The organism is Pseudohongiella sp. (assembly GCF_011050365.1).
Lineage (GTDB): Bacteria > Pseudomonadota > Gammaproteobacteria > Pseudomonadales > Pseudohongiellaceae > Pseudohongiella.
Genome location: NZ_DRFV01000010.1, coordinates 177,493 through 191,477, shown reverse-complemented (window position 1 = coordinate 191,477; position 13,985 = coordinate 177,493). Strand labels below are relative to the sequence as shown.

Genomic DNA, 13,985 nt, shown 5'->3' with positions numbered 1-13,985 from the left:
TGAATTACACTAGAGGCTCCCGTTCTGTTACTCTTTTGCCTGTAAATCCGACGTTACCCAAGGTGGATACCATGAAATTGTTAAAACAGCTTGCCGTCATTGTTGCCACAGTGATGTGTGCCGGCGCCTCACAGGCAGCAGAGAATCCAGGTTATGAATTTGATCCCGGGCGCAGTCAGGGCGGCACCGGCAAGTTTTACATGGGTCGTGAAATTTCCGGCGTTATGGGTCACCAGGCCGCTGGCTGGTTGGAGCGGGAACAGCGCACGCATGAGGAGATGCCAGACGAGGTGGTCGCCAATATGGGTCTGGAGCCCGATCACGTGGTGGCAGATATTGGTGCCGGCACCGGTTACTTCAGTTTCCGGATGGCGCCTTTGGTGCCGGATGGCAAGGTGCTGGCAACGGACATTCAGCCGGAAATGCTGGCGCTGCTGGAGCAGCGCAAGGCCGAGCTGGGCATCGGCAATGTCGAGCCGGTGTTAGGGCAAATCGATGACCCGGGGCTGCCGGAGAACGCCGTTGATGTGGTATTGCTGGTGGATGCCTACCATGAGTTCTCCCATCCGTTTGAAATGATGGATGGTATCAATGATGCACTTAAGCCGGGTGGGCGCGTTATCCTGCTGGAATACCGGGCAGAAGATGACAGTGTGCCGATCAGGCCACTACACAAGATGAGTGAGGAGCAGGTGGTGCGTGAAATGAGTGTGTTCGGCCTGCATTGGGACGACACTCTGGACTTCCTGCCCTGGCAGCATATGATGATTTTCAGCAAGCCAGAGTAGGTCGTCCCGGTCGTAGCCGTTTGACGGCGTGTGTCAGAAGGTCTTGCGTACTTTGAGTGCCAGTTTCCGACCGTAGCCCCAGCAGGCGTCTTCCAGTTCGCTGATGTTTCCCGATGCCGCGGAGCCACTGTAGCGCACGCGGTTGCGGCAATACTCTTCATCCAGTGTATTGTTGGATTCGAGCCTGAAGGTAACGTCATCAAACAACACCGTTGACACGAACATGGTCAGATTGGGACCGCCATTGGTTCTGTCAATGGTGTTGACTTCGATATTGCGCTCGCCACCATTAAGCGGGTGGTTGTAATCAAAGCCATAGTTCAGGTTCCAGTCAACAACATCATGGCGGAAACCCATTTGGGCGCGGCCGCGCCCGTTGATGCGCTCAGTGGTGCCCAGTATCGGGTTGGTAACCTCGGAGTCGAACAGATACAGGCTCGACGACACAATAGCATCAGGCAATCCCAATGCGCCCAGTCGTGTGCTTCCGTCCAGATAGACGCCCCATCGCTTGGCGTCACCGATGTTGCCGGCAGCGGAAACGGGCTGATCAGGATTGGCAGAGGCATTGATGCGGCCGATCTGATCTTCCAGGTCGCGCAGGAAAAAACGGGAGCTGACGACGCCTGCATCGTTGGGTAGACGATACTCCATGGTCAGTTCGTAGCGGACTTCTTTGGTAGGTACAAGATTCGGATTGCCGGCATCGGCGTCTTTGTCGTTGTCATCGGTGTTGGCTGTTGCGGTAAAATTGGCAAAGCTCAATTGCTGGACCTGGCGCGCCACTGTTGCGCGCAACTGCAGGGAGTTGGTGATGTTAAAGCGGTAATCCACGGACGGTCGCCAGAACTGGAAATCCCGGCTTTGGTTCAATGCGCCGCTCTGGCTGATTTCCGAGGTTTCATAAACCAGGCTGCTCTCCAGTGTCATGCGGTCGTTGAGAGTCCAGTTGTGCACGGCAAACCCCTCATAGCGCATTTCTTCAACACTTGAGCCCAGGTTCGACAGGTTCAGCGCCGGCGCGAGGTTGCCGAATAGGGGGGAGGGTGCAGCCTCATCGGAGTCACGCCCGATAAGCAGGCTGGAGTCGAGGATGGTCTGGGCGCGTTCGGCGCCCAGCTGCAAGTCCTGATCCTGCGCCAGCGACCAGCTGTAGGTGCCTTGTGCGATCCTTTCGCGGGTTCGGCTATTGGACTGGATGTACAACGATTTACGGTCGGCAGCGCCTGACTGCGGGTCATCGTTCAGAAAGCGTTCGCGAACACTGTTATCGGTCTCGTCATTGACAATGAACAGGACCAGCAGGTTGCCGCCGGCATCAAACTCGTATTCATAGTCACCGCCCAGCTCCCAATTGTTTTTCACGTTATCGATGGGTTCGCGTTCAATGCTGGCAATGACACCGCTGGATTCAGGATTGCGGTATTGGCGGGAGATATCCACGGGGTGATCCGAGGTGCCATAAAGGGCGTTTAACTGCATACGATGCTGGCCCGTGCGATAACCCAGGACGGTGCTGGCCTGGTAGGCCATGCGATCCCGGACCTGGCTCTGGGTCATGATCTCGGTTGCAGTCAGGTCGGGCGAGTAACTGGTTTCCAGGCGTTGTTCGTGACCGTACTGGGGGTCAGCCTGCAAACTCACGATGGCTGTCAGGTTGCCGCTTTGGCGGCTATGGGAAATGCTCGCGCCCGGCTGCAGGGTGCCATCAGCATGACGATCAGTACTGATTTCGACGGATGTGCTGGCGCGGGTATCGGCATCCTGCAACACAACATTGACAACCTGGCCCGAGCCACGCACGGCCAGTTCGCTGGAAGTGCCCCGGATAATTTCAATACGGTCCACTTCGCGCGCGGCAATTCGGCGCAGCTGGTCACGTGGTGAATTGTCCTTGCCGGCCAGACGCTGGCCATTGATCAGCAGGTCGCCGCCGCTGCCCAGGCCGCGCCCGCCACCGCCGTCACTGATACTGACGCCGGGGATACGATCGATCATGTCGTTAACAGAGACCGGGTTGTAGGGCTGAAAGAAAGATGCCGGGTAGATAATGGTTGAGTCTTCCACGCCCGTGGCGGCGATCTCGTCGGCGCTTGCCAGTAAGCTGGTATTTGTTAAGCTGATGAGCAGGAGGCCTTGGGCGCTCGTGCGGAAGAAACCTGCGCTTACTCGACAAAATTGGGCGCTGACACGGAAAATGGGCGAGATAATGCTACTTCGGGTCATTATGGGAAGGGTCCTTGGTTTCTTGCAGTAAAAATACGATCGCCAGATCATTTTTGAATAAATCTAATGTTATCAAAAAAGTGGCGCTCACTGTTGTGACAATTTGTGAGGATCTGGGGGCGAATTGCCATAATTGTGGCCGAATACTGACGCAAAAGGTCTAATGAAATGCGAATATTGATCACTGGTGGCACCGGTTTTATCGGATCGCGCCTGCTGGATGAGTTACAGACTGCCGGTCACGAGTTGACGGTGCTGGTGCGTGATTATGCCCGGGCCCGCCTGATCCTGGGCACCGGTCCGGAACTGGTGCGCAGCCTGGATGAGCTTGCTCAGGATCGGCAGTTCGGAGCCATCATCAATCTGGCCGGCGCCGGTATTGCTGACAAGCGCTGGACGCGCGCGCGCAAGCGACTGCTGCTCAGCAGCCGCTTGCAGACCACCAAAGCATTGGTGCAGCTATGCCAGCGCTTGCAACAACCTCCCGCTGTGCTGATCAGTGCCTCGGCGGTAGGGTTTTACGGTGCGCACGGCACCGAGGCGTTGACCGAAACGGCACCGGTGCATGATGAATTCAGTCACGAACTGTGTAAGCGCTGGGAGGAGGAGGCCCGCAAAGCAGAGTCTCTGGGCATCCGTGTCTGTATTCTGCGCCTGGGTATTGTGCTCGGGTCCGGCGGCGGTATGCTCGGTCGCCTGGTACCGATGTTCAAGCTGGGCCTGGGCGGACGTATCGGTGATGGCGAGCAGATGATGTCCTGGGTGCACCGCGCTGATGTCATCAGCGCCATGCGGTTCCTGTTGACCAGCGAAACCGAGTCCGGCGTGTTTAATGTCACGGCGCCCAATGCGGTGAATAATCGCGGGTTTACCCGTGAGCTGGCGGCCGCGGTGAGGAGACCTGCCGTGCTGCCTCTGCCGGCGCCAATGGTGCAGCTCATGTTCGGGGAAATGGGTGATCGCTTGCTGCTGCATGGACAGAATGTCAAACCTGCGCGCCTGCAAGCACTGGGCTTTGAGTTCAAATATCCTGATCTGGGTTCGGCGCTGTCAGCCTGCCTTTGCGATTCAGAGTCGAATTGAGGATAATACGGAGCCCGCGCGGCGGGCACACCACTGCTGATGTCCGTCGGTGGAGGTTTGTTGTCAAACTAGCATTTCGCAAACGCACGTGAGGGGGAAACCAGACTATGCAACGCGAGTCAATGGAAGTCGATGTCGTAATCGTTGGGGCCGGACCAGCAGGCCTGGCGACTGCCTGCCGTCTATTACAGCTGGCGCAGGAGGCAGAAAAAGAGATTTCCGTCTGCGTGCTTGAGAAAGGTTCGGAAGTGGGAGCGCACATCCTGTCCGGTGCTGTGTTTGAGCCGTCAGCACTGAACGAACTGTTTCCCGACTGGAAAGAAAAGGGTGCACCCTTACACACGGCGGTAACGGGTGATGATGTTTATTATCTGCCCGGCGATGAAAAATCCGTGCGCTTCCCCGACATGCTGGTGCCCAAGCCCATGCGCAACCATGGCAATTATATTATTTCCTTGGGCAATCTGTGCCGCTGGCTGGCTGAGCAGGCAATGGAGCTGGGCGCGGAAGTTTTCCCCGGTTTTGCCGCCGCTGAAATTCTGTACCACGAAGATGGCACCGTGAAGGGTGTGGCGACAGGTGATATGGGTGTGGACGCCAAAGGCGAGAAAAAAGACGCCTACGAACCCGGTTTTGAGTTTCACGCCAAATACACCATCCTGGCAGAAGGTTGCCGTGGTCACCTGGGCAAGGAGCTGATTTCCCGCTTTGAGCTGGACAAAGACAGTGATCCGCAACACTACGGCATCGGCCTGAAAGAAGTCTGGGAGATTCCGCCTGAATTGCATAAGGAAGGCCTGGTAGTGCATACCGCTGGCTATCCAATGATCGGTGCAAGTTATGCCGGCTCCAGTGGCGGCTTTCTGTATCATGCCGAGAACAACCAGGTTTACCTGGGGCTGATTGTTGACCTTGGGTACAAAAATCCGCATATCAGCCCGTTTGATGAATTCCAGAAATTCAAACAGCATCCGGTTATCCGTCAGTATATTGAAGGTGGCAAACGCCTGAGCTACGGCGCGCGGGCGCTGAATAAAGGCGGTTTGAATTCACTGCCCAAAATGAGTTTTCCGGGTGGACTGATGATCGGTTGTGATGCCGGCACCCTGAACGCTGCCAAGATTAAAGGTAGCCATACTGCGATGCGTTCGGGCATGCTGGCGGCGGAGTCGCTGTTTGAGTCATTGCAGCAGGAAGCCGTAAAACCGGGTACCGATCTGATTGAATACGGTGACCGTGTGAAGTCGTCTGCGTTGTATGATGAATTGCACAAAACCCGTAACTTCAGTGCCGGTTTCCACAAGTTTGGCTTCTGGATTGGCAGCAGTCTGAGCTTTATCGAGCACAATATTTTTGCCGGTCGCTTCCCGTTGACCTTCCACGACAAGTCGCATGACTACGCGCAACTGAAACCGGCTGCTGACTGTCCGAAGATCGATTATCCGAAACCTGATGGCAAAATCACCTTCGACAAGCTGTCATCGGTGTTTCTGTCCAATACCAATCACGCAGAGGATCAGCCTTGCCACTTGCAGTTGGTTGACCCCGATATCCCGATACAGCACAACCTGCCGGTTTACGATGAGCCTGCGCAGCGTTACTGTCCGGCCGGTGTCTATGAGGTGCTGGATGATGGAGACGGCGGCAAGCGATTCCAGATCAATGCGCAAAACTGTGTGCATTGCAAAACCTGTGATATCAAGGATCCGGCGCAGAACATCGAATGGGTCGTACCGGAAGGCAGTGGCGGCCCGAACTACCCCAATATGTAAGGCGGCCTGATGCCAGGCGGATGACATTTATCCGTCTGGCTTCCTGCCACATGGCTGGAATATTCCGCCGCCGATTACGGTCTGGTTACCCATAAGACAGAATAGTGCGGGGGTAGGGCAGGTCAGTGCAAACGTTGGTTCGAAACAGCTTGATGCGAGCTCTGATTCGCAGCATGTCGGCGGTGGCCATTGTGATGTCGCTGGCCGCATGCCAATTGCTCAGCCTCAATCCCGGGTTTGAGCCCGACGCCGGGCTGGAGCAGCGTATGCTGGGTGACACCGGCACCGTGCCGCCCATTGATCTGCTGGTTGTCGATCAGGCGATGGCGGATTACATGGACGTGCACATTGATGCCGACCTGAGCGGATGGGACCTGGTGGTTCGCCTGCAGGAGGTGTTGTTCTCGCCCGAATTCCTTAATATCCAGTATGATGCTGCTGCCAACCTGACCGCAGCCGAGACGTTCGCCCAGGGTCGTGCCAATTGTCTGTCACTGGTTAATCTTTATATAGCCATGGCCCGGCATCAGGGGCTGCAGGCTCAATACCAGACAGCTCAGGTGCGGCCGCAGTGGGACCGGCGTGGCGAAATGCTGGTGCTGAGCGAGCATATTAACGCGCTGGGCAGTCTGGGTGGCAGCAATCAGTATATCGTCGACTTCACGCCTGATGTGCAACTACAACAGCAAAGCGCAAAGGTGATCACCGACCAGCAGGCACTGGCGCTCTACTTCAACAATATTGCCGTTGATCATCTGGTCAATGAGCGTCTGGAACAGGCCCTGGACTGGTTTCAATACGCGTTGACCGCTGATCCTGAGCTCGCCATTGCCTGGAACAATATGGGCAGTGCCTGGAATTCCGCAGGAGACGACGAGCTTGCGGAATACAGCTATATGAAAGCGGCATGGCTGGATAAAAACTACCCGACGGCGGTCAACAATCTGGCCAGGTTCTACTCAATACGAGGCAATGAGGCGGAAGCTGCCCGCTATCGTCGTGCCGTGCAGCGCTACAATAATCGCAATCCCTATTACCACTATATGCTGGGCAATATTGCCTACAACGAGCAGGACTACGAGACAGCACAGGAGCATTACCAGCGGGCAATCCAGCGCAACCGTTTGGAGCCGGATTTTTATCTCGCCCTGGGATTGACCTACCGTGAGTTGGGACAGGACGAGCAGTTTCAGGAAGCCGCTGACCTGGCAGTAGCCCTGCGCGAGCTGGGTGATCAGACCTATCGCGCCAGTCAGTCGCGCGTCAGGAGGGTGGAGACTCGCTCCGTCCTGCGCGCGAGCAGCGCCGGCTTCAGTGTCCGTTTTATTGAGTGATGGTCAGCCGACTGTCACTGTTGAGACGATGTTGTAGGGACTCAGCAAGGTTTCCGTTTCCTGCTGTCGCGCTGAATCCTGCAGCACTACGGTTGCTGTCATGCCCTTCTTGCTGTCAAAGCGTGTCTCCACGATGGCATTGATATGTTCCCGCTCCAGGTGTTCCTGAAGAACCGATGCACTGATCTGTTGCCGTAGCGCGGGCCGGAATATTTTGCCGACGGCTGTCATTGGCATGGCATCAATGATTTCAATGCGTTTTGGCACTGCCGCGCGCTCGGACACATTACTTTCGCAGTAGCTCAACAGAGCCTGCGGAGTAACGGTGCTGCCGGGCCTGACAACGACAAACGCCATCGGCAGCTCACCGGCGTACGGGTCCGGCATGCCAACCGCCGTTGCACTGATGACGTCCGCATGCCGGTTCAGTGGCTCCTCAATCAGCTCGGGGTCAATGTTGTGGCCGCTGCGGATAATCAGGTCTTTTGCCCGCCCGGTCAGATACAGAAAGCCCTGTTCGTCCATAAAACCCAGGTCGCCGGTATTGAACCACTCCTGTTCTATCCAGGCCTGCGCATTGTCCGACTCGGCTTTGTAGCCGGCAAACACTTGCGGACCTTTGACCAGTACCACACCGCTTTCGCCAGTGCTGCACTCTTTGCTGACCGTGGTGCCGCTGAGCTGGACAATTCTGACCCGCGAGTAAGGCAGGCGCAGGCCCACGCTGCCGGAAGGCTGTTGTTCGGGCGGGCGGGTAATCAATGAAGTCGTTTCGGTCATGCCATAACCATTGGTCACGGCGAGCTGGTACTTTTCTTCGAAACGCTTTTCGAATGCGGGCGACAACGGTGCCGCGCCTGAATTGATGCGTTGCAGGCTGCTGATGTCTTCGTCACCCACCGGTACCTGGGCCAGTGCTGTCAGTACGGTGGGTACTGCGGCAAAGCTGTTGGCCCGAAAGCGTGCGACGTGGTGCCAAAGGTTTTTGATGACTTCCGGATTGCGAAAACCGGCGGGTGTCATCAGCACTATACGATTGCCGGCAGCGAATGCACCAATGCCCAGAATGATGACGCCAAAGATATGAAACAGGGGTAACCCGCAAAGCACGGTCTGTCGGCCGAGGTGGGAGTTGAGAACCTGCGATAACTGGCCCAGGTAAGCCATATTGCCATGCGTCAACTGCGCCAGTTTGGGTTTGCCGGTAGTACCACCGGTGTGGAAACAGGCGGCAATGGTATCAGCTGTCAACTGCCTTGGATGCGTCAGCGTGTCACTGTCCTGATCGGCGACGGCTACATTGTAGTCAACCAGCTTGATGTCGCGACCGGGGATTTCCGGCATACGGCACGGATCTGTCAGTCCCGCCTGGTGTACTACCAGAATGGTATGCACGTCAGGCAGCGACGGCAGGATATGCAGCAGTTTGTCCCACAGCGGCACGTGATCCGAAGGGGCCAGGCAGGCAACAATGCGGGCGTCTGCGGCCTGAATGATTTCGGACATGTGGCCGGGTTCAAGCAAGGGATTAATCGGGTTGGCGATGCCGGCAAGCTGACTGCCCAGAATAAGCGGATGCGATTGCGGCAGCGTTGGTAACAGCAGCGAAACAGCTTCATTGCCTTGTAGTCCCAGGGTGTTCAGCAGGTTGGCGGTTTGCCGGATCATTCTGGCCAGGCCCTTGAAGCTCAGGGTCTGTGGTATCTCGTCGCGACGCCCGCTGAGCAGGAAATCCAGCGCCGGATCATCACCGTAGCGGTCAGCACTTTGCTCGATCAGTTCAAACGCGGTTTGTGCAGGGAATTGCTCTGGCAGCGGAGTTTGTTCAAAGGCCTCGATGTCTGGCAGTGTGTCGAGTACGGGTTTGCTCATTGTTCGGTGCCTCTCCTCCGCTAGAATGATGCACCGAGTTATATCACGATCAGCTAACCCGTGCGACAGCCATTTCGCACATCTGTAGCAAGGCTGTGCGGAAGTCAGATGGCGGCAGGGAGCTGACATGCGCGGTGGCCAGATCAGCCTGTTCGCGGGCTTTCCGGCGCGTGTAATCCAGTGCTCCGGTACTGCGAATGATGCTGATGACCTGGTCCAGGTTTTCCGGGCCGCCATTGATGATGCTTTGTCGCAACAGTTCGTGGTCGGCACCGCTGCTTTGTTGCAGGGCGTGAATCAGGGGCAGGGTCGGCTTGCCTTCAGCCAGATCATCACCGATATTCTTGCCCATTTCGCCGGCATCACCGTCGTAGTCCAGCACATCATCCACGAGCTGAAAAGCCAGCCCCAGATGCATGCCGGCGGCTTTCAGGGCCTGTTGCGTTTCGGTCGGCGCACCCGCGATGATGGCGCCGCAATAGGCGGCGGCTTCGAACAGTACCGCAGTCTTGTCGCGGATGACTCGCATATAGTCGGCTTCAGAGATGTCGGTACGGTGCTTGTTCAACAGTTGCAGCACTTCACCTTCTGCGATGACGTTGGTGGTATCGGCGATGACCTGCATGACGTCAATATTGCCGATCTTGACCAGCACCTGAAATGCACGCGAATAAATAAAGTCGCCTACCAATACACTGGAGGGGTTGTTCCACTGCTCATTGGCGGTCGGGCGTCCGCGGCGCATGGCGGACATGTCCACCACATCGTCGTGCAACAGGGTTGCGGTGTGAATGAACTCGATCACTGCGGCCAGCTTGACGGCATCATTGCCGGTAGCGTCGCAGCTGCGGGCACTGAGCAGCACCAGCATCGGGCGCATGCGTTTGCCACCAGCATTGATGATGTAATGGCCGATGTTCTCGACCAGGTCGACATTGGAGTGCAATTGTTCGACAATAAATTCGTTGACGGCCTCAAAATCGGTCGCAACGGCGGCGCGGATTGTATTATGCATGGGTATACCGTCGTTCGGATACGCTGGACTTGGGAATGCGCGGTCATGCTAGGGGCGAAGCGCGAAGCTGTCAAGCCGCACTGACATGCAGGGTGCCGGCATGCCGCCATCTTGAGGACAGGGGCACCGGAATATTTTGCCGCTGGCACTCCGTCAGCCCGCATAAGGGCAGGGTGTGTGGGAGCCGGTTCCCAGCACCCCCTGCCCTTACGCGGGCGAGCTTTGGTCGCTGACAGTAAACATCGCTGTTGGTAACTTGTCCTCAAAATGGCTGAGGCTCTGCAAATCTATGCATAAATCAGTGAGAAATGCTTGCCAGTAGGCCCCGCTTCTCGTAAAATGCCCGCCCTTATAGATTAGAGCGCAACGGCCATGGCCGGGGTGCTACAGGTTTGCGGTCCCGTTCAGTTGTCAGGGAGGCAGGCCAGGTTCCCAAATACTGGAGTTTCATATGTACGCGGTTATTGAGAGTGGTGGCAAGCAGCACCGGGTTGTTGAAGGCGAAACCTTGAAGTTGGAAAAGATTGAAGTTCCGACTGGCGAGAGTATCAATTTTGACAAAGTGCTGATGGTAGGTGAGGGCGAGTCCGTCAAGATTGGCGCGCCTTACGTTGACGGCAGCACCGTGACCGCTGAAGTGATTGCACAGGGCCGTGCGCCGAAAGTGACAATCATCAAATTCAACCGTCGTAAGCACTACCGTAAGCGTCAGGGCCACCGTCAGTGGTTTACGGAAGTTCGCATCACAGGTATCAAGGGCTAATTCAGTCCGGGAGTAGATCATGGCACATAAAAAAGCAGGCGGTAGTACCAGTAACGGTCGCGATTCGATATCCAAACGACTGGGTGTAAAACGATTCGGCGGCGAGCAGGTTCTGGCGGGTAACATCATTGTTCGTCAGCGTGGTACACGTTTCCACCCCGGCACCAATGTCGGTATTGGTAAAGACCACACGCTGTTTGCCAAAGCACACGGCCGTGTACTGTTTGAAGTCAAAGGTCCGAATAACCGCAAGTTCGTCAGCATCGTAGAGGCCTGAGGGTCTGCTGACCCGGCAAGCCCGGCTCCTGCGAGCAGGGTTGTCAATGCGGTAATGTGATCAGTAAAGCCCTGTCAGTCGACGGGGCTTTTTTGTATGGGTGGTAAGCAAAGTGAAGTTTGTAGACGAAGCTGAAATCACAGTCGAAGCGGGTAGGGGCGGTAATGGCTGCCTGAGTTTCCGCCGTGAAAAATTCATCCCCAAAGGCGGGCCCGATGGCGGTGACGGTGGTGATGGCGGCAATGTCTATCTGGTCGGCGACAGCAACCTTAATACGCTGGTCGACTTTCGCTTCCAGCGCCGCTACATCGCACAGGCCGGCCAGGGTGGCATGGGTGCCAACTGCACGGGCCGTGCGGGTGAGGATCTTGAAGTGCGGGTGCCAATCGGTACCAGTGTCGTGGATAAATACACCGAAGAGCTGATTGCTGACATCGCCGAACATGGTCAGAAGGTCATTGTTGCCAAAGGTGGTTTCCACGGCCTGGGCAATACCCGCTTCAAATCCAGCACCAACCGCTCGCCAACCAAACACACCAAAGGCACCGACGGCGAAGTGCGTACCCTGCAGCTGCAGCTCAAGGTGATTGCTGATGCCGGTCTGCTGGGCCTGCCCAATGCCGGCAAGTCCACACTGTTGCGGGCAGTGTCGGCAGCCCGGCCGAAAGTGGCGGATTACCCCTTTACTACGCTGGTGCCCGGTCTTGGTGTGGTACGCATCGAGATGGAGCGCAGCTTTGTCATGGCTGATATCCCCGGCGTTATTGAGGGTGCTTCCGAAGGTGCCGGACTTGGCTTCCGCTTCCTTAAGCATCTGTCGCGCACACGTTTGTTGCTGCACGTCGTGGATGCGGTGCCGCTGGATGAATCCGATCCGGTGGCGCAGGCGCAAGGCATCGTTGAGGAGTTGGCCGGTTTCAGCGCCACGCTGGCAAAAAAAGAGCGTTGGCTGGTACTGAACAAGACCGACATGGCTGATCCGGACACGCTGGCTGAGTTGAAGCAGCGTTTTGTTGACGAGCTGGGCTGGGATATTCCGGTTTACCATATCGCCGCCATTAACGGCGAAGGTTGCAAGCAGTTGTGTCACGACATTATGCGGTCAGTGGAAGAGCACCGACGTCTGTTGGCTGACGACGAAGACTACCGTGAAACAGAGCGTGCCCGCGACCAGCAAATGGAATTCGAAATCCGTCGCAGTATTGAAAAGACCCGCAAGCGCCGAGCCGTTGAGGACGATGACGACGATTTTGATGATTTTGATGATTTTGATGATGACGATGAAGATGGTGTGACAGTCGTTTATGAGTAAACACAAAGACGGCTCCGGCGCGCGACGCTGGGTTGTTAAAATTGGCAGCTCACTGATTACCAATAATGGTACCGGCCTTGATCGTGAGGCAATTGCAAACTGGGTAAGACAACTGGTCAGCTTGCAGCAGGGCGGCATCGAAGTGGTGCTGGTATCCTCCGGTGCAGTTGCCGAAGGCGTCAAGCGCCTGGGTCTGAAAAAGCGCCCCCGGGAAATACACCTGCAGCAGGCTGCCGCGGCTGTAGGCCAGATGGGACTGATCCAGACCTATGAAAGTTGTTTCCAGCAATATGGCGTACACACCGCTCAGGTGTTGTTGACCCACGATGACCTGTCCAATCGCCGTCGCTATCTGAATGCCCGCAGCACTCTGGCCGGGCTTGTGGATATGCGTGTGGTGCCGGTGATCAATGAAAATGACACGGTCGCGACAGCGGAATTATGTTTTGGTGACAACGACACCCTGGGCGCCCTGGTGGCGAATCTGCTGGGTGCCGACACGCTGATCATACTGACCGACCAAAAGGGCCTGCATGAAGCCGATCCGCGCACGCAGGCCGATGCGCCGCTGATCGCCGAGGCGATGGCAGAAGACAGTCGATTGCTGGCCATGGCCGGCGGCAGCGGCAGTCTGGGGCGCGGCGGCATGATTACCAAGATCACCGCTGCCCGCCTGGCGGCTCGCTCCGGAGCCCGCACCGTGATCGCCAATGGCAGGGAACCTGATGTGTTGATCAGGCTGGCGCAGGGCGAAGCAATCGGCACCCGTCTGTTGCCGGAAAAGCAGCCGATGGCGGCGCGCAAACAATGGCTTGCCGGACACCTGAAAGCCAAGGGTGAGTTGGTCATTGATGCCGGTGCCGTCAAGGTATTGCGTGAGTCAGGGCGCAGCCTGCTGCCGGTCGGTGTGATCGCGGTCAGTGGTCAGTTCGATCGTGGTGAAATGGTGGTCTGTGTTGACGAGTCGGGCCAGGAAATTGCGCGGGGACTGGTCAACTACGATAGTGGCGAGGCCGCCCGGATCAAGCGCCAGTCAAGCCGGCAGATTGCAACCGTATTGGGTTACGTCGGAGATGCCGAGATGATTCACCGTGATAACCTGGTGGTCACTGAGTAACCTGCCGGGGCATCGGATGAGTCCCGGGCAGAAACCATCAGACACAAAAAAAGCCGGTCTTAACCGGCTTTTTTATGCATGCGAAAACCTTAATTAGCGGCATTCGCGAGAAGGACAGGGCGCAATCAGCAGCCTGTCCATTGTATCATCTTACGCTTTCAGCGCCAGAATGGCAGCGTTCAGGCGGCTCTTGTGACGGGCAGCTTTATTCTTGTGAATAATGCCCTTGTCAGCCATACGGTCGATGACCGGTACCGCGCGGTTGTAAGCGGCGGTGGCGTTGTCATAGTTGCCTTCCTGAACCGCAGTCACTACTTTTTTGATGTAGGTGCGAACCATGGAACGGAAACTGGCGTTGTGGCGGCGAGCGACTTCATTCTGACGTGCGCGCTTACGGGCTTGTACGGTGTTGGCCAACTGATGCTC

12 protein-coding genes are annotated in these 13,985 nt (G+C 56.6%); 8 read left to right on the top strand and 4 right to left on the bottom strand.

Features of this window, described 5'->3' with window-relative positions; genetic code table 11:
- The first annotated feature begins 71 nt into the window (after positions 1–71).
- On the top strand, positions 72–788 hold the full coding sequence (locus tag ENH71_RS09470; protein ID WP_294130958.1) for a class I SAM-dependent methyltransferase: 717 nt from the start codon (positions 72–74) through the stop codon (positions 786–788).
- A gap of 33 nt (positions 789–821) precedes the next feature.
- Here the strand turns inward: ENH71_RS09470 and ENH71_RS09465 are convergent, their stop codons facing one another.
- The gene (locus ENH71_RS09465; RefSeq protein ID WP_294130956.1) at positions 822–3,014 is read right to left on the bottom strand and encodes a TonB-dependent receptor plug domain-containing protein; all 2,193 of its coding nucleotides are present in this window, start codon (positions 3,012–3,014) and stop codon (positions 822–824) included.
- A gap of 168 nt (positions 3,015–3,182) precedes the next feature.
- On the opposite strand from ENH71_RS09465, the gene ENH71_RS09460 reads away from it, so the two are divergent.
- From ENH71_RS09460 to ENH71_RS09450, 3 genes are all read left to right on the top strand, one after another.
- Complete coding sequence (locus ENH71_RS09460; RefSeq protein WP_294130955.1) at positions 3,183–4,097, top strand: TIGR01777 family oxidoreductase; 915 nt, start codon at positions 3,183–3,185, stop codon at positions 4,095–4,097.
- Positions 4,098–4,204: 107 nt separating this feature from the next.
- Positions 4,205–5,869 (top strand): electron transfer flavoprotein-ubiquinone oxidoreductase, encoded by a 1,665-nt coding sequence (locus ENH71_RS09455; protein WP_294130953.1) that lies wholly within the window; start codon positions 4,205–4,207, stop codon positions 5,867–5,869.
- Between the two features lie 152 nt (positions 5,870–6,021).
- A complete protein-coding gene (locus ENH71_RS09450) occupies positions 6,022–7,203 on the top strand; it encodes a tetratricopeptide repeat protein (RefSeq protein ID WP_294130951.1) in 1,182 nt (393 codons plus the stop codon).
- A 3-nt stretch (positions 7,204–7,206) separates the two neighbouring features.
- Here the strand turns inward: ENH71_RS09450 and ENH71_RS09445 are convergent, their stop codons facing one another.
- Both ENH71_RS09445 and ENH71_RS09440 read right to left on the bottom strand, forming a co-directional pair.
- Positions 7,207–9,075: an acyl-CoA synthetase gene (locus ENH71_RS09445; protein WP_294130949.1), complete on the bottom strand. Its 1,869-nt coding sequence runs from the start codon at positions 9,073–9,075 to the stop codon at positions 7,207–7,209.
- Positions 9,076–9,124: 49 nt separating this feature from the next.
- Positions 9,125–10,090, bottom strand: a complete 966-nt coding sequence (locus ENH71_RS09440) for a polyprenyl synthetase family protein (RefSeq protein ID WP_294130948.1) — start codon at positions 10,088–10,090, stop codon at positions 9,125–9,127.
- A 451-nt stretch (positions 10,091–10,541) separates the two neighbouring features.
- On the opposite strand from ENH71_RS09440, the gene rplU reads away from it, so the two are divergent.
- The 4 genes from rplU (at position 10,542) to proB (ending at position 13,559) form a co-directional block, all read left to right on the top strand.
- Positions 10,542–10,853: a 50S ribosomal protein L21 gene (rplU, locus tag ENH71_RS09435; RefSeq protein WP_294130946.1), complete on the top strand. Its 312-nt coding sequence runs from the start codon at positions 10,542–10,544 to the stop codon at positions 10,851–10,853.
- 19 nt (positions 10,854–10,872) lie between these two features.
- Entirely contained in the window at positions 10,873–11,130 is a 258-nt protein-coding gene (gene rpmA, locus ENH71_RS09430; protein WP_294130943.1) for a 50S ribosomal protein L27, read from the top strand.
- 112 nt (positions 11,131–11,242) lie between these two features.
- Positions 11,243–12,442: an Obg family GTPase CgtA gene (gene cgtA / locus ENH71_RS09425; protein ID WP_294130941.1), complete on the top strand. Its 1,200-nt coding sequence runs from the start codon at positions 11,243–11,245 to the stop codon at positions 12,440–12,442.
- On the top strand, positions 12,435–13,559 hold the full coding sequence (gene proB / locus ENH71_RS09420; RefSeq protein ID WP_294130939.1) for a glutamate 5-kinase: 1,125 nt from the start codon (positions 12,435–12,437) through the stop codon (positions 13,557–13,559). Before cgtA ends, proB begins: the two co-directional genes overlap by 8 nt.
- A gap of 150 nt (positions 13,560–13,709) precedes the next feature.
- On the opposite strand, the gene rpsT is transcribed toward proB, so the two are convergent.
- Complete coding sequence (gene rpsT / locus ENH71_RS09415) at positions 13,710–13,976, bottom strand: 30S ribosomal protein S20 (protein ID WP_070118870.1); 267 nt, start codon at positions 13,974–13,976, stop codon at positions 13,710–13,712.
- Between the last annotated feature and the right edge of the window lie 9 nt (positions 13,977–13,985).